The organism is Streptomyces sp. NPDC001851 (assembly GCF_040297165.1).
GTDB lineage: Bacteria > Actinomycetota > Actinomycetes > Streptomycetales > Streptomycetaceae > Streptomyces.
Window position 1 is genome coordinate 226501 of record NZ_JBEOYR010000006.1, and the last position, 19015, is coordinate 245515.

A 19015-nucleotide genomic window follows, 5' to 3' on the forward strand; every position below is an offset into this window, starting at 1 on the left:
TCATCGGCCTGGCAGAAAGAGCAGCGGGATGGGACGGTCAGAGCTAGAGTAACCGAACGATCGGTCGGGACAAGGGGGTCCGCCGCATCTGTGGAAAACGCCGTGCGGGAGGATCGCGCACATGACAGCACTCGACCTCAGCAGCCCCGTGGCCGTCGTCGGCACCGGCACCATGGGCCAGGGCATCGCCCAGGTCGCGCTGGTCGCCGGCCACCCCGTGCGGCTGTACGACGCCGTCGCCGGGCGCGCCCGGGACGCGGCCGCAGCGATCGGCGCCCGCCTCGACCGGCTCGCGGAGAAGGGAAAGATCACCGGCGCCGCCCGGGACGCCGCCCGCGCCCGCCTCCAACCCGCGGAGAGCCTTGCCGGGCTGGCGGACTGCGGCCTGGTCGTCGAGGCCGTCGTGGAGCGGCTGGACGTCAAACGGCAGCTCTTCGGCGAGCTGGAGGACACCGTCGCCGAGGACTGCCTGCTCGCCACCAACACCTCCTCGCTGTCGGTGACGGCCATCGGCGGCGCCCTGCGCCATCCCGGCCGCTTCGTGGGCCTGCACTTCTTCAACCCGGCGCCGCTCATGCCGCTGGTCGAGGTCGTCTCCGGGTTCGCCACCGACGTCACGTCGGCCACGCGCGCGTACGAGACCGCCCGCGCCTGGGGCAAGACCCCGGTGGCCTGCGCCGACACCCCCGGTTTCATCGTCAACCGGATCGCCCGGCCGTTCTACGCCGAGGCCTTCGCGGTCTACGAGGCCCAGGCCGCCGACCCGGCCACCATCGACGCGGTCCTGCGCGAGTCCGGCGGCTTCCGGATGGGCGCCTTCGAACTGACCGACCTGATCGGGCAGGACGTCAACGAGTCCGTGACCCACTCCGTGTGGCAGTCCTTCTTCCAGGACGTGCGCTTCACCCCGTCCCTGGCCCAGCGCCGGCTGGTGGAGTCCGGCCGCCTCGGCCGCAAGACCGGGCACGGCTGGTACGACCACGCCGAAGGCGCCGAGCGGCCCGAGCCGCACACCGCCGACAAGGAGCAGCCGCCCGCGTACGTCGTCGCCGAGGGCGGCCTGGGCCCCGCGGCCGAGCTGCTCACGCTGATCCGCGAGGCGGGCATCCAGGTCCGCGAGGAGGACGAGGACAACGGCACCCGCCTGGTGCTGCCGAGCGGTGGCCAGCTGGTCCTCGCCGACGGGCAGACCTGTGTGGAGTTCCGGGACGTCGTCTACTTCGACCTCGCCCTGGACTACCGCGCGGCCACCCGCGTCGCGCTGTCCGCCTGCCACGACACCTCGCCGCAGACCCTCGCCGAGGCCACCGGCCTCTTCCAGGCCCTCGGCAAGGACGTCAGCGTCATCGGCGACGTCCCCGGCATGATCGTCGCCCGTACGGTCGCCCGGATCATCGACCTCGCCCACGACGCCGTGGCCAAGGGCGTCGCCACCGAGGAGGACGTCGACACGGCCATGCGCCTCGGGGTGAACTACCCGCTCGGCCCGTTCGAGTGGGACCGCAGGCTCGGCCGCGAGTTCGCCTTCGACGTCCTGGACGAGATGCACGAGCGCGACCCCTCCGGACGTTACGCACCCTCCCTCGCGCTCTACCGCCACGCGTACGCCATCGACGACAAGCGGGAGGGCACCTCATGACCACGGCCAGGCGCGACACCTACACGCCCGAGACGCTGCTCTCGGTGGCCGTGCGGGTCTTCAACGAGCGCGGCTACGACGGCACCTCCATGGAGCACCTGTCCAAGGCGGCCGGCATCTCCAAGTCGTCGATCTACCACCACGTCAGCGGCAAGGAAGAGCTGCTGCGCCGCGCGGTCAGCCGCGCCCTGAACGGCCTGTTCGCCATCCTGGACGAGGAGCACGCGTGCGTGGGGCGGCCCGTCGACCGGCTGGAACACGTCGTGCGCCGCATGGTCGAGGTGCTCATAGGCGAGCTGCCGTACGTGACACTGCTGCTGCGCGTGCGCGGCAACACGGAGACCGAGCGGTGGGCGCTGGAGCGGCGGCGCGACTTCGACCACCGGGTCGCGGAACTGCTGAAGGCCGCGGCGGCCGACGGGGACGTACGCGGCGACGTCGAGGTGCGCCTGGCCACCCGGCTGGTCTTCGGAATGATCAACTCGATCGTGGAGTGGTACCGGCCGGACCCCCGGGGCGCCGACGAGCGCGAGGTGGCCGACGCGGTGGTCCAGCTGGTCTTCGCGGGTCTCAGACAGAGCTGACCCGGCCCGCGGGCACACCTTCACGCCTCCGGCGCACCCCTTCCTTACGCCTCCGGCTCCAGGTCCTCCTCCTCGAACACCAGCAGCGTGCGCGTGCTGAGCACCTCGGGGATCGCCTGGAGCCGGGTGAGGACCAGCTCGCGCAGCGCCCTGTTGTCGGGTGTGTGCACCAGCAGCAGTACGTCGAAGTCGCCGCCCACGAGGGCGATGTGGGAGGCGCCCGGCAGCTGTCTGAGCTGCTCGCGGACCGTGCGCCAGCTGTTCTGGACGATCTTCAGCGTGATGTACGCCGATGTACCGTGGCCCGCCCGCTCGTGGTCCACGCGCGCGCTGAACCCGCGGATGACGCCGTCCTCGACGAGCCGGTTGATGCGCGCGTAGGCGTTGGCGCGTGAGACGTGGACGCGTTCGGCGACGGACCGTATCGAGGCGCGGCCGTCGGCCTGGAGGATCTTCAGGATGTCCTGGTCGATGGCGTCCAGTGGCCGCGGCTGCAGCGGGGCGCCGTTCTGCGGTCCGTCGGCCATTTGTTCAGCTGCCATTGCCCCCCGCTCCCTCGCCGTGGACGTCCTGCGTTCATTCCAGGCTGTGGAGAACCGTTTGTCCACAGCCTGGACGTGCCTGTAGCCAAAATGTGCCGACGACCGAACAATCGGTTGGTGAGGCGCCTCACAGCCGACGCGCCTCCCGTAGCCGCTCCCACGAGGAGGTGCCGTCATGACGGTTCTGGAGCAGCGGGGCGCGTACCGGCCTTCGCCGCCGCCCGCCTGGCAGCCCCGTATGGACCCCGCGCCGCTGCTGCCCGACGCCGAGCCCTACCGCGTCCTCGGCACCGAGGCGGCCGCCAAGGCCGACCCGGACCTGCTGCGCCGGCTCTACACCCAGCTGGTGCGCGGCCGCCGCTACAACACGCAGGCCACCGCGCTCACCAAGCAGGGCCGCCTCGCCGTCTACCCCTCCAGCACCGGCCAGGAGGCCTGCGAGGTCGCCGCAGCCCTGGCACTCGAAGAGCGCGACTGGCTCTTCCCCAGCTACCGCGACACCCTCGCCGTCGTCGCCCGCGGCGTGGACCCCGTCGAGGCGCTCACCCTGCTGCGCGGCGACTGGCACAGCGGCTACGACCCCCACACCCACCGCGTGGCCCCCCTCTCCACCCCGCTGGCCACCCAGCTCCCGCACGCCGTCGGCCTCGCGCACGCCGCCCGCCTCAAGGGCGACGACGTGGTCGCGCTCGCCCTGGTCGGCGACGGCGGCACCAGCGAGGGCGACTTCCACGAGGCGCTGAACTTCGCCGCCGTGTGGCAGGCTCCGGTCGTCTTCCTCGTGCAGAACAACGGCTTCGCCATCTCGGTCCCGCTCGCCAAGCAGACCGCCGCGCCCTCCCTGGCCCACAAGGCCGTCGGATACGGCATGCCGGGCCGGCTGGTCGACGGCAACGACGCGGCGGCCGTGCACGAGGTCCTCAGCGACGCGGTACGGCACGCGCGTGCGGGCGGCGGTCCGACCCTGGTGGAGGCGGTGACGTACCGGATCGACGCCCACACCAACGCCGACGACGCCACCCGCTACCGCGGCGACGCCGAGATCGAAGCCTGGCGTGCCCACGACCCGATCCACCTGCTGGAATGCGAGCTCACCGCGCGCGGGCTGCTCGACGAGGCCGGGATGGAGGCCGCCCGGCAGGACGCCGAGGCGATGGCCGCCTCCTTGCGTGAACGCATGAACCGCGACCCCGAACTGGACCCCATGGCCCTCTTCGACCACGTCTACGCCGAGACCACCGCGCAGCTGCGCGAACAGCGCGCCCTGTTGCGCGCCGAGCTCGAAGCCGAGCAGGAGCAGCACGGCGCGCAGGAAGGCGGCGCCCGATGACCACCGTCGCCGTCAAGCCCGCCACCATGGCGCAGGCCCTCACGCGCGCGCTGCGCGACGCGATGGCCGCCGACCCGACCGTGCACGTCATGGGCGAGGACGTCGGCACCCTCGGCGGTGTCTTCCGGGTCACCGACGGCCTCGCCAAGGAATTCGGCGAGGACCGCTGCACCGACACCCCGCTCGCCGAGGCCGGCATCCTCGGCACCGCCGTCGGGATGGCCATGTACGGCCTGCGCCCGGTGGTCGAGATGCAGTTCGACGCGTTCGCCTACCCGGCGTTCGAGCAGCTCATCAGCCATGTCTCCCGGATGCGCAACCGCACCCGCGGGAGGATGCCCCTGCCGATCACCGTCCGCGTCCCCTACGGCGGCGGCATCGGCGGCGTCGAGCACCACAGCGACTCCTCCGAGGCCTACTACATGGCCACCCCGGGCCTGCACGTGGTCACGCCCGCGACCGTCGCCGACGCCTACGGCCTGCTGCGCCAGGCCATCGCCTCCGACGACCCGGTCGTCTTCCTGGAGCCCAAGCGGCTGTACTGGTCCAAGGACGCCTGGAACCCCGAGCACCCCACCGACGTCGAGCCCATCGGCCGCGCGGTGGTGCGCCGCCCCGGCAGCAGCGCCACTCTGATCACCTACGGCCCCTCCCTGCCCGTCTGCCTGGAGGCCGCCGAGGCCGCGCAGGCCGAGGGCTGGGACCTGGAAGTGGTGGACCTGCGCTCGCTGGTGCCGTTCGACGACGAGACGGTCTGCGCGGCCGTGCGGCGCACCGGGCGCGCGGTCGTCGTCCACGAGGCCACCGGGTTCGGCGGGCCGGGCGGCGAGATCGCGGCCCGGATCACCGAACGCTGCTTCCACCACCTGGAGGCGCCGGTGCTGCGTGTGGCCGGCTTCGACATCCCCTACCCGCCGCCCATGCTGGAGCGGCACCACCTGCCCGGCGTCGACCGCATCCTGGACGCCGTGGCCCGGCTGCAGTGGGAGGCCGAGGGCTGATGGCACAGGTGCTGGAGTTCAAGCTCCCCGACCTCGGTGAGGGACTCACCGAGGCGGAGATCGTCCGCTGGCTGGTCCAGGTCGGCGACGTCGTCGCCGTCGACCAACCGGTCGTCGAGGTCGAGACGGCCAAGGCGATGGTCGAGGTGCCCTGCCCCTACGGCGGTGTCGTCACCGCCCGCTTCGGCGAGGAAGGCGCCGAACTGCCGGTCGGCGCACCACTGTTGACGGTAGCCGTGGGTGAACCGGCCGCGCACACCGAGCCGCAGGGATCCGGCAACGTCCTGGTCGGATACGGCACCTCGGAAACGCCGGCCCGGCGCCGGAGGGTTCGGCCGACGCCGGCTGCGGCCTCCCCGGCGGGGCGACCGGACGGAACGGCGTCCTTCGCGCGTACGGCACTCAACGGGACGGCCCGGGCGCGCGTGGGTGCCCTGCACACCGAAGGTCCGGTGCCCGTGATCTCCCCGCTGGTGCGCCGGCTGGCCCGCGAGGGCGGTGTGGACCTGCGACAGCTGGCGGGCTCCGGCCCGGACGGGCTGATCCTGCGCGCGGACGTCGAGGACGCCCTGCGGACCAGGGCGGCCCTGGGCAGCCGTACGGCCGAGGCGCCCGCCAGCACGACGCACAGGCCCGCCGAGGCCCGGCCGGCAGCCGCCACCGCTTCGGATACGCGCGACGCGGGCATCCGCATCCCCCTCAAGGGCGTGCGCGGTGCCGTCGCCGACAAGCTCTCCCGCAGCCGCCGGGAGATCCCGGACGCCACCTGCTGGGTCGACGCCGACGCGACCGAACTCATGCGCGCGCGTGCCGCGATGAACGCCTCGGGAGGGCCGAAGATCGCCCTGCTTGCGCTGTTCGCCCGCATCTGCACGGCCGCGCTCGCCCGGTTCCCGGAGCTGAACTCCTACGTCGACGCCGAGGCCCGCGAGGTCGTCCAGCTCGACCAGGTCCACCTCGGGTTCGCCGCACAGACCGAGCGCGGGCTCGTCGTACCGGTCGTGCGCGACGCCCACGCGCGGGACGCCGAGTCGCTGACCGCCGAGTTCGCCCGGCTCACCGAGGCCGCCCGCGCCGGAAAGCTGACACCCGGGGAACTCACCGGCGGGACCTTCACGTTGAACAACTACGGGGTCTTCGGAGTCGACGGCTCCACGCCCATCATCAACCACCCCGAGGCCGCCATGCTCGGCGTCGGCCGGATCGTCCCCAAGCCATGGGTTCACGACGGGGAGCTTGCGGTGCGTCAGGTCGTCCAGCTTTCGCTCACCTTCGACCACCGGGTGTGCGACGGCGGCACAGCGGGCGGATTCCTGCGGTACGTGGCGGACTGCGTGGAACAGCCGGCGGTGCTCCTGCGCACACTGTGACGCCCGCGGGGCCCGGAAGGAAGGCCCCGCGGGAGATACAACGGGAACGGCGACGGCACATACAGGCAGGGCCCCTCGGGACATACTCGGGGGGTGACCGACAACGCCCTCGCCACCCCCGCAACGCCGGTGCCCTACGACGCCGTCGTGCTGGCCGGCGGCGCCGCCCGGCGGCTCGGCGGGGCCGACAAGCCCGATCTGCGGGTCGGCGGCCGGGCGCTGCTCGACCGGGTCCTCACGGCCTGCGCGGGCGCCCGTACGACCGTCGTGGTGGCCGACCGGCGGCCCACCGCGCGGCCGGTGCGCTGGGCGCGTGAGGAGCCGCCCGGCGCCGGACCGGTCGCCGCGCTGGCCGCCGGTCTCGGGCTCACCACCGCCGCGCACACCGTCGTCCTCTCCGCCGACCTGCCCTTTCTCCGGCCGGACACGCTGCGGCGCCTGCTGACCGCCCTGTGCGGCACCGGGGCCGACGGCGCGATGCTCACCGACGCCGACGGCCGCGATCAGCCGCTCGTGGCCGCCTACCGCACCGCCGCGCTCCGCCGCGAGCTGGCCGCCCTCGCGGCCGGCCCGGACGGCCTGACCGGACTGCCCCTGCGCCGGCTGACCGGCGCTCTCCGCCTCACCCGCGTCCCGGACCCGCTGGCATCCTTCGACTGCGACACCTGGGACGACATCGCCGACGCCAGGGCACGCATCAGGGAGCATGGGCACGTGTTGGATGAATGGATCTCCGCAGTCAAGGACGAACTGGGTATCGAGCTGGATGTCGACACCGGCGTCCTGCTCGACCTGGCCCGTGACGCCGCGCACGGCGTGGCCCGCCCCGCCGCCCCGCTGACCACCTTCCTCGTCGGCTACGCCGCGGCCCGGGGCAAGGGAGGCCCCGAGGCCGTCGCCGAGGCCGCACGCAAGGCCGCCGCGCTCGCGCTGCGCTGGGAAGAGGAGAACAACCAAGGCGACAGCGGGGGCCCGAGCGCCCCGGACGCCTGATGACCGCCCCCGGAACGCGGGCCGGAGCGCCCGCCGAGGACAGCGACGACCTCGATGTCGAGGAGGCCCTGGCCCTGGTGAGGGAAGCCAAGGACGACGACCACGGCGGCCACGGCCAGGTGCCCGCCCCGGCGCCTGACGCACACGGCGAGCGGCACCGGGCCACCCCCTGGCCCCAGGCCCGCGAGATCGCCGCTCGCGCCGCCCGCGCCCGCGTGCGCCCCGCCCCCGTCACCGTGCCGCTCGCCGACGCCCTCGGCCTCGCCCTGGCCGCTCCTCTCGACGCGCTGACCGACCTGCCCTCCTTCGACACCTCCGCGATGGACGGCTGGGCGGTCGCCGGACCCGGCCCCTGGGAGGTACGGGACGAAGGAGTGCTCGCCGGGCATGCGCAGCCCGAGCCGCTCACCGACGGCGAGGCGGTCCGCATCGCGACCGGCGCCCGCATCCCGGCCGACACGACGGCCGTCCTGCGCAGCGAGCACGGCCGGGTCGACGCCCAGGGCCGGCTCCACGCCACCCGCGAGATGGCACACGGCCAGGACATCCGCCCGCGCGCCCAGGAGTGCCGCAGCGGCGACCAGTTGCTGCCCCTCGGCACCGTGGTCACCCCTGCCGTCCTGGGCCTGGCCGCGGCGGCCGGGTACGACACCGTCACCGCCGTACCGCGTCCGCGTGCCGAAGTCCTCGTGCTCGGCGACGAATTGCTGACCGAGGGCCTGCCGCACGACGGGCTGATCCGGGACGCGCTCGGCCCCATGCTGCCGCCCTGGCTGCACGCGCTCGGCGCCGAGGTCGTCGCGGTGCGCCGGATCGGTGACGACGCCGAGGCCCTGCACCGGGCCGTCACCGGCTCCGAAGCCGATCTCGTCATCACCACCGGCGGCACGGCGGGCGGCCCCGTCGACCACGTCCATCCCGTCCTGGAACGCATCGGCGCCGAACTCCTCGTCGACGGCGTCAAGGTACGGCCGGGCCATCCCATGCTGCTGGCCCGCACCAAGGAAAGCCAGCACCTCGTCGGCCTGCCCGGCAACCCTCTCGCGGCCGTCTCCGGCCTGCTCACGCTCGCCGAACCGCTGCTGCGCACCCTCGCCGCCCACCCGGCCCCCGAGCCGTACACGCTGCCGCTCAGGGAGGCGGTCCAGGGGCACCCGTACGACACCCGGCTCATCCCCGTGGTGCTGCGCGGCGACCTTGCCGTGCCGCTGCACTACAACGGTCCGGCCATGCTCCGTGGCATCGCCGCGGCCGACGCGCTGGCCGTCGTACCGCCGGGCGGGGCCCGGCAGGGCGAGGAGGCGGAGCTGATCGATCTGCCGTGGGCGGCGGCCGGAATCGGGGTGTGTTTCACGTGAAACACCCGGCATCCGGGAGGAAGCGGGTCCACCCCGAAGACGCCATGGGTGGGGAGTAGCGTCACGAGCATGCATGCGATCACGATTCCTGAACCTGGTGGTCCCGAGGCGTTGGTGTGGGCGGAGGTCCCCGACCCGGAGCCCGGCGAGGGCGAGGTGCTGGTCGAGGTGGTGGCCAGCGCCGTCAACCGCGCCGACATCATGCAGCGCATGGGCTTCTACGACCCGCCGCCCGGGGCCTCCCCCTACCCCGGCCTGGAGTGCTCCGGCAGGATCGCCGCGCTCGGCTCCGGTGTGTCCGGCTGGGCCGTCGGCGACGAGGTGTGTGCGCTGCTCGCGGGCGGCGGGTACGCCGAGAAGGTCGTCGTACCGGCCGGGCAGCTGCTGCCCGTGCCCGAGGGCATCGACCTCAAGCAGGCGGCCGCGCTGCCCGAGGTGGTCTGCACGGTCTGGTCCAACGTGTTCATGATCGCCCACCTGCTGCCCGGCGAGACGCTGCTCGTGCACGGGGGGTCCAGTGGCATCGGGACCATGGCCATTCAGCTCGCCAAGGCCGTCGGGGCCAAGGTCGCGGTCACGGCGGGTACGAAGGAGAAGCTGGAGCGCTGTGCCGGGCTGGGCGCGGACATCCTCATCAACTACCGCGAACAGGACTTCGTCGCCGAGATCAAGCAGGCCACCGGGGGTGCGGGGGCCGATGTGATCCTCGACAACATGGGGGCGAAGTACCTGGACCGCAATGTCCAGGCGCTCGCCGTCAGCGGACGCCTCGCGATCATCGGCCTGCAGGGCGGCGTCAAGGGCGAGTTGAACATCGGCACACTGCTCGGCAAGCGGGCCGCGATCAGTGCGACCTCGCTGCGGGCGCGGCCGCTGAGTGAGAAGGCGGCCATTGTGGCTGCGGTGCGGGAGCATGTGTGGCCGTTGCTTGCCGGGGGGCATGTCCGGCCGGTTGTGGACCGCGAGCTGGCGATGCCGGAGGCGGCTGAGGGCCACCGGGTGGTGGAGGAGAGCGGGCATGTCGGCAAGGTGCTGCTGGTGACGCCGTAACGCCGGTGCTGGTACGGCGCCCGGTGCCGCGGCCGGCTGAGGCACGGCTGTCCGCGGCTACGGCGGGTGCCGGCTCAGTCTCTGCGGAGTCTGAGGGCCAGGAAGGCCAGGGCGAGGCCGAGGCCGATCAGGACCAGGCCGCTGCCCAGGGGGAGGATCTGCAGGACCGGCTCGGTGGTGTCCTCGTTCTGCCGGGCGGCGTTCTGGGCGGGGGCCCTGGCGGGATCGAGGCCCGCCTCGTGGGGGGCGGCCGACGGCGTCGCGGCCGGGAGGTCCGCGGTCTCCGGCTCCTCCGGCCGGCCGGAGTCCGGTGTCCGGGGAGGCAGCACGGGGTCGTCGTCGCCCTCCACCTCGGCGGCGGGCCCGTCCGGCCGGCCCGGCCGCATCCGGCCCTCGCCGGCGCGGCTGCCCGCACGGGTCGGCTCGACGGCCGCCGGGCGGTACGAGGCGGAGGCGGAGTCGGAGGGTATGGGGATGAGCGCGGGGCCGGCGGTGGGCAGGCCCGGGTGGCCGTGATCGTGACCGGGTTGCTTCGGGCGCTCCGGGTGCCCGGCGCCGGCACTGGCGCTGGCACCCGCCGAGTGTTCATGGACCGAGGGCGGGGAGGGCCCCACGTGCCCCGAGTCCGCCGAGTGCTCCCCGGGAGCGGGGTCGGCAGCGTATGCGGCCGTGGCGTACTGGGTGACGGCGCCGTACGCGGGAAGCGCCGCCCCGAGGGCGAGCAGCAGCCGTGCGCAGGGGAACGTGATGCGCAGCCATGGAGTCACGTCGGTGACCTCCCGGAGCCCGGATGACCTGATCGATGAATAACCGACGGAAATAAGCCTCACATTTGACGGCAAACAGGGCATTTCAGAATGCGCCGTTGGGTCTAAACGGTGGATCAGCCCCACGAGGGGGCACCACGGTGATGAGGTGTACGGGTGCGAGAGAATGGCGGCATGGAGATGCCGAGGAACGAACGGTCGCCGGAGAATCCCCAGATCCTCGTCGTGGGCCAGGACGGGATGGCGCTCGGCGGCGGCAACGGGGACGACGACTCCCGAGAGACTCCGCTGACGGAGCAGGTCGAGCAGCCTGCCAAGGTCATGCGGATCGGCAGCATGATCAAGCAGCTTCTGGAGGAGGTGCGCGCGGCTCCTCTGGACGAGGCGAGCCGGGTGCGGCTGAAGGAGATCCATGCCAGCTCGGTGAAGGAGCTGGAGGACGGCCTGGCGCCGGAGCTGGTCGAGGAACTTGAGCGGCTCTCCTTGCCGTTCACCGATGACGTGACCCCGAGCGATGCGGAACTGCGGATCGCGCAGGCGCAGTTGGTGGGGTGGCTGGAAGGGCTCTTCCACGGGATCCAGACGACGCTGTTCGCCCAGCAGATGGCCGCGCGGGCCCAGCTGGAACAGATGCGCCGCGCGCTCCCGCCGGGCATGACCGGCCCCGAGGGCGGCGACGAGCACCGCGCCGGCGGCCGTTCGGGCGGACCGTACCTGTAACCACCCGGCCGTACCCGGAACAAGTGGGGCCCGGCACGGAAAGTGCCGGGCCCCAGGCTTCGGACGGGAGGCCTCTGTGTCCGTCGGCCTCTGTTCCGTGGCGTTCTCTGTTCCGTGGCGTTTTCAGGCGGGGTTGCCGGTCGAGACGCTCAACTCGATGGTGCCCGGCTTCTTCGGGTCCACATCCGTGCCCGCGGAGGGGAACTGGTCCAGCACCGTGCCGTCGCCCCAGGTGTTGTCGGGCTCGGGCTTGATCTTGTACTCCCACTTCGCGGCCTGGAGGCACGCCTTCACGGAGTTGATGTCCTTGTACTGGAAGTTGGGCACTTCGACCTTGGAGGGGTCGATGGCGGACTCTTCGGGCTCCGTGCACTTCTCCTTGTCGATCACCCGGCTGGTGTCCGGACCGCGGTAGCCCGGCTTGTGGGAGCTGGACGAGGAGGCACTCGCCCCGCCCTGGCCGCCCTTGTCGTCACTGCCGCTGTTCAGGGTCAGGGCGACCACCAGGGCGATGACCGCGACGAGTGACACCGTGACCGAGCCGATGATCACCGGCTTGTTGCTCTTGCCCGCGCCGGAGCCCGGCGCGGACGGCTGCGGCGAGATCGTGTACGGCGGCGGGGTCGGGGCGGCCTGCGGAGCCTGCGGGCCGTAGCCCATCGCAGCCGGCGTCTGGTAGCCGCCCTGCTGCGGGTAGCCGTAGGAAGGGGCGGGCGTCTGCGGCGCACCGTACGGGCCCGTCGTGTACGGCGTCTGGACCGGTCCGGGGGCCGCCTGGGCGCTCTGGTCGACCGGCGGGAACACCGCGGAGCCGACGCCCGCGCCGCTCTGCGTCGGCGCGGCGCCCGGCACGATGCTGGGCGCGGCCGCCTGGAAGGAGGCGGCGACGCGCAGGCACTCGTCCCGCATGGCCTCGGCCGTCGGGAAACGCTCGTTCGGATTCTTCTTCAGCGCACGGGCGATCAGGGCGTCCACCGCCGGCGGCAGGGACCGGTTGATCGAGGAAGGAGCCACCGGCTCCTCCTGGACATGCGCGTAGGCGATCGCCAGCGGCGAGTCCGCCTCGAACGGCAGCCGCCCGGTGACCAGCTGGAACAGCATGATGCCGACCGAGTACAGGTCGGAGCGGGCGTCCACGCCGCGGCCGAGGGCCTGCTCCGGCGAGAGGTACTGCGGGGTGCCGACGACCATGCCGGTCTGCGTCATCGACGTCACACCGGACTGCATGGCGCGGGCGATACCGAAGTCCATGACCTTGACCACGCCGCGCTTGGTCACCATCACGTTGCCCGGCTTGATGTCGCGGTGGACCAGCCCCATCTCGTGGCTGATCTCCAGCGCCGCCAGCACGTCCGCGGTGACCTTGAGCGCCTTGTCGGCCGGCATCGCGCCGTACTGCCGGACGTCCTCGTCGAGGACCGAGCCCAGCGGACGGCCCTCGACGTACTCCATGACGATGTAAGGAGTCGTCAGACCGCCGAGGTCGTCCTCGCCGGTGTCGAAGACCGAGACGATATTGGTGTGCGTGAGCTTGGCCACGGCCTGGGCCTCGCGGCGGAAGCGCTCGCGGAAGGCCTGTTCCCGGCCGAGTTCCGTGTGGAGCGTCTTGATCGCGACCTGGCGGTCGAGCACGGCGTCGTACGCCAGGTGCACCGAGGCCATGCCGCCCTCGCCGAGCAAGTCGCGCAGCTGGTAGCGGCCGCCGGCCAGCGCCTGCCCCGCGTACCGCCCGTGTGCGCCGTCCTGGCTCATCTCTCCGCGTCCCCCACTGGCCGTCCGGCGTGTTCACTCATCGCACGGGCCTTGATCGAATGTGTCATTCCCGGCCAAGTCTGCCCCAGGGCACTGACACGTCAAGCGCGGTGCCCGTTCCGTGACCGTACGCGCAAGAAGCGTCGCGCAAGCGTTACAGGGGGCGTACGACGGGTGCACAGAATTTGCACGACAGCGCGTGCTACGGGTTTCATGGCCGGTCAGGCTCCGGCCGGTCCGGGTTCCGGTTCCGAACCGGTGGCTCGCGCTCAGGCTGTAGCGTGGCCGACGGAGACCGTGACAACACCGCGCGCACCGCGGGCAGAAACGACGGCGAGGACTGATGGCACAGACGCAGCGCGCCCAGGGCCCGTCCGACCCCGAGGCGAGTGGCGGCGGCATGTCGGACGCGCCGGAGATGTGGGGCAACGGCGGGCTCGTCGGCGACGGCCGGTACCGGCTGACCCACCGGCTGGGCCGGGGCGGCATGGCCGAGGTGTTCGCGGCCGAGGACGTCCGTCTGGGCCGTACGGTCGCGGTCAAGCTGCTCCGTGCCGACCTCGCCGAGGACCCGGTCTCCAAGGCCCGCTTCACGCGTGAGGCGCAGTCCGTCGCCGGCCTCAACCACCATGCCATCGTCGCCGTGTACGACTCCGGCGAGGACTTCGTCGGCGGCCAGTCCGTGCCGTACATCGTCATGGAGCTGGTCGAGGGCCGTACCATCCGCGATCTGCTGCTGAACGCCGAGGCGCCGGGTCCCGAGCAGGCGCTGATCATCGTGTCCGGGGTGCTGGAAGCGCTTGCCTACTCGCACCAGCACGGCATCGTGCACCGCGACATCAAGCCCGCCAACGTGATCATCACCGACAGCGGCGCCGTCAAGGTGATGGACTTCGGCATCGCGCGCGCCCTGCACGGCGCCTCGACAACGATGACGCAGACCGGCATGGTCATGGGCACGCCGCAGTACCTCTCCCCGGAGCAGGCGCTCGGCAAGGCCGTGGACCACCGCTCCGACCTGTACGCGACCGGCTGTCTGCTGTACGAACTCCTCGCGCTGCGGCCCCCGTTCACCGGTGAGACCCCGCTGTCGGTGGTCTACCAGCACGTCCAGGACATCCCGACCCCGCCCTCGGAGGTCTCCGAGGGCTGCCCGCCGGAGCTGGACGGCCTGGTCATGCGCTCGCTCGCCAAGGAGCCGGACGACCGGTTCCAGACGGCCGAGGAGATGCGCGGACTCGTCCAGTACGGCCTGCAGATGCTCTACGAGGCGGGCGGCCACACCGGCACCTGGAACACCGGCCCGGTGCAGGCGCACGACGGCCGGCACACCCCGGCGGGCGGTTTCACCGGCACCACCGCCATGCAGCACCCGGGCGAGTTCGGCTCGGGGACCGCGCAGATCCCGCAGCCGATCCTGCCGCAGGGCTACGGCAACGGCGACGACGGCGGCTTCGAGGGACACGGCAACCGGGGCAGCGGCCGCGGCAAGGTGTGGATCCTCGCCGTTCTCGCGGTCATCGCGATCGCGGCGGGCGTCGCGATCGCGCTCAAGAGCACGGGCGCCCACACCGGCCCCGGCACGGACACCAAGCCCCCGAAGACGCACTCGAAGCCCGCGAAGACGCACTCGGACTCCCCGACCCCGTCGGACGACAGCACCGACCAGCCCTCGGACCCCACCACCGAGAACGGCTCGGACACGGGCTCGGGCGGCTCCGACTACACGCCGACGGACCCGGAGACCTCGCAGTCGCAGTCCACGGGGCCCACCGACGAGCCGACGGACCCGCAGACCTCCCCGTCGCAGTCCACGGATCCCACGACCGGCGGCACGATCGGGGGCGCCGACGCCGGCGGCACGGACGCGGGGACCACCGACGGCGGCACCACCGCCGGGAACACGACGGACGGCGGCACGGACGCGGGGACCACCGACGGCGGCACCACCGCCGGGAACACCGCGGACGGCGGCACCGGCGCCCCCACCGGTTGAAGGACACCCACCGCGCCCGTGACGGCGTCACCGTGAGGTGACCCCGGTCGCGGCCGGGTGCCCCGGCCGGTGGCCGCAGGCGCTCACCGGACGAACGCGTCGCAGACCGCCTCGTACTCGCGGGTCCACCACACCGCGAGCGCCGACGCGGCCGGGAACTGGCAGTCCGCGCGCGTGTCACCGCGTTCGTAGTGCCAGCGCAGCATCCAGAAGTCGTTCAGCCGCTCCCACCACACCCGGTGCACGGCCGCCGCCAGCTCCGAGGGGGCGGCGCCGGCCGCGCGCCGGTACGCGCGCGCGTAGGCGCGTACTTTCGGCAGGTCCAGGGCGCCGGCGGGCCGTACGAAGAAGATCGCGGCGGCGCGTACGGCCTCCTCGGCGCGGGGCTGCACGCCGAGCCGGTCCCAGTCGACGATGGCCGCCGGGGCGTCGTCCTTGTAGAGCAGGTTGAACGGGTGGAAGTCGCCGTGCACCCAGCCCACCGAGCCGCCGCGCGGCGGGCGCCGGTCCGCGTGCTGCTCCAGGAGCGCCCGGCGTTCCAGCAGGCGGTGCCGGGCGAGTTCGTCGAAGGCGTCGGCGGGGCGGTGCCGGCGTACCTGGGCGAGCAGATCGTCGATGAGGGCGAAGGTGTCCTCCGGGTCGGCGCTCTCCACGGGGTGGGGGCTCGTGGCCGGCCGTGTGCGCCCCTTGGGCGGCATCACGCGCTCCAGACAGGCGTGCACCGCGCCCAGGAGCGCCCCGAGCCGTGCGCTCTCCCCGCGCGTGAGCTGGCCGCCGTGGCGGTGCCTGCCGTCGATCCAGGGGTGCAGGGCGTAGGCATGACCGCCGACGACGGCGACCGTACGGCCCTCGCGGTGCGCGAGCGGCACGGAGACCGGGACGCCGAGGTCGGCCAGGCGCTGGGTGGCGCGGTTGCGGCGCTCGATGGCGGCCGGGTCGGCGGTGTCGGGGTCGAAGTGGTGCTTGAGGAAATAGCGGCCGCGGGTGGTGCACAGCCGGTACCCGCGGTTCAGCAGGCCCTGGTCGACGGGTTCACAGGTGAGTGCGGTACCGGCGGCGTACAGGCGGAGCAGGGCGCTGAGAGGGGGCGCGTGGGGTACGGCGGGTGGTACACAAGAGCGCGGCACGCCGCAGATGCTAGGGCACGAAAAGCCGCTGTGAGCTGGGCCTTGTCACGGGCGGTCGCCGATGATCGCTTTCGGTCACGCGGCAGGCTTTCTCAGAGAGTTCTGAGTTTGGAAAGCAGACCCGACAGGAATTCTTGATCGTCTTCTCGGCCGGATGCAAACGCCGGCGATCAGTCCGAGGTCGGGCCGGGGACCGGGCCGAAGACCGGGTCGAGGGTCGGGTCGAGGGTCGTGTCGAGCGGAAAAAAGCTGATATTTCCCCCTTCTTGCACGGAATCAGTCTCGCCCACAAACTCTTCCCGTGACCTGGGTCAGCGAGATAACGTGCCGGTGCTCCGGCCTTTCGCAAGGCTGTGACCAGCGCGCTTCCAGCCTTCTCCGATTTACTTGGAAATCCAAGCAAAATCGCAGGTCAGGTGGGGTTTCACAGAAATGTGGAGCACTGGGTAACGTGATGGTTGCAGGGCGCTCGCCGGGGCACCTGTCACGCCTGTTCCCGGCCGAGTGGCACCCACCCCGTGCCCCGTGGTCGAAACAGGTGAGCCGCACTGGCCTACCGGCAACCCCGGGGGCCGGAACGACGGAGGAGCACACGTGACCGTGGACAGCAGTGCCGCGCGCAAGCCGCGACGCAGCGCCGCAGGCAAGGCCGGTACCACCGGCACCAAGACCGGCACCCGCAGCACCGCCGGGCGCGCCACGCGCGCGAAGAACAACAGCGAGCCGGAGCTTGTACAGCTGCTGACGCCCGAGGGCAAGCGGGTCAAGAACGCCGAGTACGACGCCTACGTCGACGGCATCACCCCCGAAGACCTGCGCGGCCTGTACCGCGACATGGTGCTCACCCGCCGCTTCGACGCGGAGGCCACCGCCCTGCAGCGCCAGGGCGAGCTGGGCCTGTGGGCCTCCCTGCTGGGCCAGGAGGCCGCCCAGATCGGCTCCGGGCGAGCGCTGCGCGACGACGACTACGTCTTCCCGACCTACCGCGAGCACGGCGTCGCCTGGTGCCGCGGGGTCGACCCGACCAACCTGCTCGGCATGTTCCGCGGTGTGAACAACGGCGGCTGGGACCCCAACGGCAACAACTTCCACCTGTACACGATCGTCATCGGCTCCCAGACGCTGCACGCCACCGGCTATGCGATGGGCGTCGCCAAGGACGGCGCGGACAGCGCGGTGATCGCCTACTTCGGCGACGGTGCCTCCAGCCAGGGCGACGTCGCTGAATCGTTCACCTTCTCCGCGGTCTACAACGCGCCCGTGGTGTTCTTCTGCCAGAACAACCAGTGGGCGATCTCCGAGCCGACCGAGAAGCAGACCCGCGTCCCGCTCTACCAGCGCGCGCAGGGCTTCGGCTTCCCCGGCGTGCGCGTGGACGGCAACGACGTGCTGGCCTGTCTGGCGGTCACCAAGTGGGCGCTGGAGCGCGCCCGCGACGGCGAGGGCCCCACCCTGGTCGAGGCGTACACCTACCGCATGGGCGCCCACACCACCTCCGACGACCCCACCCGCTACCGGGGCGACGAGGAGCGGCTGGCCTGGGAGGCGAAGGACCCGATCCTGCGCCTTCGCCGGTACCTGGAGGCCTCAAACCACGCGGACGAGGGATTCTTCGCGGAACTTGAGGCCGAGTCCGAGGCGTTGGGCAAACGAGTGCGCGAAGCGGTCCGCGCCATGCCCGACCCGGACCACTTCGCCATCTTCGAGAACGTGTACGCGGACGGGCACGCGCTCGTCGACGAGGAGCGAGCCCAGTTCGCCGCCTACCAGGCGTCGTTCGCGGACGCAGAAGGGGGTCACTGAGATGGCCGAGAAGATGGCGATGGCCAAGGCCATCAACGAGTCGCTGCGCCGCGCCCTGGACACCGACCCCAAGGTCCTGATCATGGGCGAGGACGTCGGCAAGCTCGGCGGCGTGTTCCGGGTGACGGACGGCCTCCAGAAGGACTTCGGCGAAAGCCGCGTCATCGACACCCCCCTCGCCGAGTCCGGCATCGTCGGCACCGCGATCGGCCTCGCCCTGCGCGGCTACCGCCCGGTGGTGGAGATCCAGTTCGACGGCTTCGTCTTCCCCGCCTACGACCAGATCGTCACCCAGCTCGCGAAGATGCACGCGCGCTCGCTGGGCAAGGTGAAGATGCCGGTCGTCGTCCGCATCCCCTACGGCGGCGGCATCGGCGCGGTCGAGCACCACTCGGAATCCCCCGAGGCCCTGTTCGCGCACGTGGCGGGCCTGAAGATCGTGTCCCCGTCGAACGCCTCGGACGCGTACTGGATGATGCAGCAGGCCATCCAGAGCGACGACCCGGTGATCTATTTCGAGCCCAAGCGCCGCTACTGGGACAAGGCGGAGGTGGACGTCGAGGCGATCCCGGCGCCCCTGCACAAGGCGCAGGTCGTCCGCGAGGGCACCGACCTGACCCTGGCCGCCTACGGCCCGATGGTGAAGCTCTGCCAGGAGGCGGCCGCCGCGGCGGCCGAGGAGGGCAAGTCCCTGGAGGTCCTGGACCTGCGCTCGGTCTCCCCCCTCGACTTCGACGCCGTCCAGGCCTCGGTGGAGAAGACCCGCCGCCTGGTCGTGGTCCACGAGGCCCCGGTGTTCTTCGGCTCCGGCGCGGAGATCGCCGCCCGGATCACCGAGCGCTGCTTCTACCACCTCGAAGCCCCCGTGCTCCGGGTCGGCGGATACCACGCCCCGTACCCGCCGGCGCGCCTGGAGGAGGAGTACCTGCCGGACCTGGACCGCGTGCTCGACGCCGTCGACCGCTCGCTGGCGTACTGAGGAG

Annotated in this window: 16 protein-coding genes; 12 read left to right on the top strand and 4 right to left on the bottom strand. The window is 72.2% G+C overall.

All coding sequences use genetic code 11. From position 1 onward, the window contains the following. Positions 1-121 precede the first annotated feature (121 nt). Together ABT171_RS11075 and ABT171_RS11080 are read left to right on the top strand one after the other, a co-directional pair. On the top strand, positions 122-1639 hold the full coding sequence (locus ABT171_RS11075; RefSeq protein ID WP_351242148.1) for a 3-hydroxyacyl-CoA dehydrogenase: 1518 nt from the start codon (positions 122-124) through the stop codon (positions 1637-1639). Next, positions 1636-2223 (top strand): TetR/AcrR family transcriptional regulator, encoded by a 588-nt coding sequence (locus ABT171_RS11080; protein ID WP_351242150.1) that lies wholly within the window; start codon positions 1636-1638, stop codon positions 2221-2223. The genes ABT171_RS11075 and ABT171_RS11080 overlap by 4 nt, the downstream gene beginning before the upstream one ends. A gap of 44 nt (positions 2224-2267) precedes the next feature. On the opposite strand, the gene ABT171_RS11085 is transcribed toward ABT171_RS11080, so the two are convergent. Then, complete coding sequence (locus ABT171_RS11085) at positions 2268-2765, bottom strand: Lrp/AsnC family transcriptional regulator (RefSeq protein WP_351242152.1); 498 nt, start codon at positions 2763-2765, stop codon at positions 2268-2270. Between the two features lie 175 nt (positions 2766-2940). Here ABT171_RS11085 and pdhA (ABT171_RS11090) point away from each other — a divergent pair, with 175 nt between their 5' ends. The 6 genes from pdhA (ABT171_RS11090) (at position 2941) to ABT171_RS11115 (ending at position 9867) form a co-directional block, all read left to right on the top strand. After that, positions 2941-4095 (top strand): pyruvate dehydrogenase (acetyl-transferring) E1 component subunit alpha, encoded by a 1155-nt coding sequence (gene pdhA, locus ABT171_RS11090; protein ID WP_351242154.1) that lies wholly within the window; start codon positions 2941-2943, stop codon positions 4093-4095. Then, positions 4092-5096, top strand: coding sequence for an alpha-ketoacid dehydrogenase subunit beta (locus ABT171_RS11095; RefSeq protein ID WP_351242156.1), 1005 nt, complete (start codon positions 4092-4094; stop codon positions 5094-5096). The genes pdhA (ABT171_RS11090) and ABT171_RS11095 overlap by 4 nt, the downstream gene beginning before the upstream one ends. Beyond that, positions 5096-6466 (top strand): dihydrolipoamide acetyltransferase family protein, encoded by a 1371-nt coding sequence (locus ABT171_RS11100; protein WP_351242158.1) that lies wholly within the window; start codon positions 5096-5098, stop codon positions 6464-6466. Before ABT171_RS11095 ends, ABT171_RS11100 begins: the two co-directional genes overlap by 1 nt. A gap of 93 nt (positions 6467-6559) precedes the next feature. Then, the gene (locus ABT171_RS11105; RefSeq protein WP_351242160.1) at positions 6560-7459 is read left to right on the top strand and encodes an NTP transferase domain-containing protein; all 900 of its coding nucleotides are present in this window, start codon (positions 6560-6562) and stop codon (positions 7457-7459) included. Continuing rightward, positions 7459-8817, top strand: a complete 1359-nt coding sequence (locus tag ABT171_RS11110; RefSeq protein ID WP_351242162.1) for a molybdopterin molybdotransferase MoeA — start codon at positions 7459-7461, stop codon at positions 8815-8817. The genes ABT171_RS11105 and ABT171_RS11110 overlap by 1 nt, the downstream gene beginning before the upstream one ends. A gap of 69 nt (positions 8818-8886) precedes the next feature. Beyond that, positions 8887-9867: an NAD(P)H-quinone oxidoreductase gene (locus ABT171_RS11115; RefSeq protein WP_351242164.1), complete on the top strand. Its 981-nt coding sequence runs from the start codon at positions 8887-8889 to the stop codon at positions 9865-9867. 74 nt (positions 9868-9941) lie between these two features. On the opposite strand, the gene ABT171_RS11120 is transcribed toward ABT171_RS11115, so the two are convergent. Continuing rightward, the gene (locus tag ABT171_RS11120) at positions 9942-10634 is read right to left on the bottom strand and encodes a hypothetical protein (protein ID WP_351242166.1); all 693 of its coding nucleotides are present in this window, start codon (positions 10632-10634) and stop codon (positions 9942-9944) included. Positions 10635-10808: 174 nt separating this feature from the next. Here ABT171_RS11120 and ABT171_RS11125 point away from each other — a divergent pair, with 174 nt between their 5' ends. After that, positions 10809-11354 (top strand): bacterial proteasome activator family protein, encoded by a 546-nt coding sequence (locus tag ABT171_RS11125; protein ID WP_351242168.1) that lies wholly within the window; start codon positions 10809-10811, stop codon positions 11352-11354. A 123-nt stretch (positions 11355-11477) separates the two neighbouring features. Here the strand turns inward: ABT171_RS11125 and ABT171_RS11130 are convergent, their stop codons facing one another. Next, positions 11478-13106, bottom strand: a complete 1629-nt coding sequence (locus ABT171_RS11130; RefSeq protein ID WP_351242170.1) for a protein kinase domain-containing protein — start codon at positions 13104-13106, stop codon at positions 11478-11480. A gap of 343 nt (positions 13107-13449) precedes the next feature. Here ABT171_RS11130 and ABT171_RS11135 point away from each other — a divergent pair, with 343 nt between their 5' ends. Then, on the top strand, positions 13450-15102 hold the full coding sequence (locus ABT171_RS11135) for a protein kinase domain-containing protein (RefSeq protein WP_351242172.1): 1653 nt from the start codon (positions 13450-13452) through the stop codon (positions 15100-15102). 83 nt (positions 15103-15185) lie between these two features. Here ABT171_RS11135 and ABT171_RS11140 read toward each other — a convergent pair whose 3' ends face one another. Then, on the bottom strand, positions 15186-16229 hold the full coding sequence (locus ABT171_RS11140; protein WP_351242174.1) for a phosphotransferase: 1044 nt from the start codon (positions 16227-16229) through the stop codon (positions 15186-15188). 594 nt (positions 16230-16823) lie between these two features. Between ABT171_RS11140 and pdhA (ABT171_RS11145) the strand changes: the two genes are divergently transcribed. Both pdhA (ABT171_RS11145) and ABT171_RS11150 read left to right on the top strand, forming a co-directional pair. After that, positions 16824-18032, top strand: a complete 1209-nt coding sequence (pdhA, locus tag ABT171_RS11145) for a pyruvate dehydrogenase (acetyl-transferring) E1 component subunit alpha (RefSeq protein WP_351242176.1) — start codon at positions 16824-16826, stop codon at positions 18030-18032. Position 18033: 1 nt separating this feature from the next. Continuing rightward, on the top strand, positions 18034-19011 hold the full coding sequence (locus tag ABT171_RS11150; protein ID WP_351242178.1) for an alpha-ketoacid dehydrogenase subunit beta: 978 nt from the start codon (positions 18034-18036) through the stop codon (positions 19009-19011). The last annotated feature ends 4 nt before the right edge of the window (positions 19012-19015 follow it).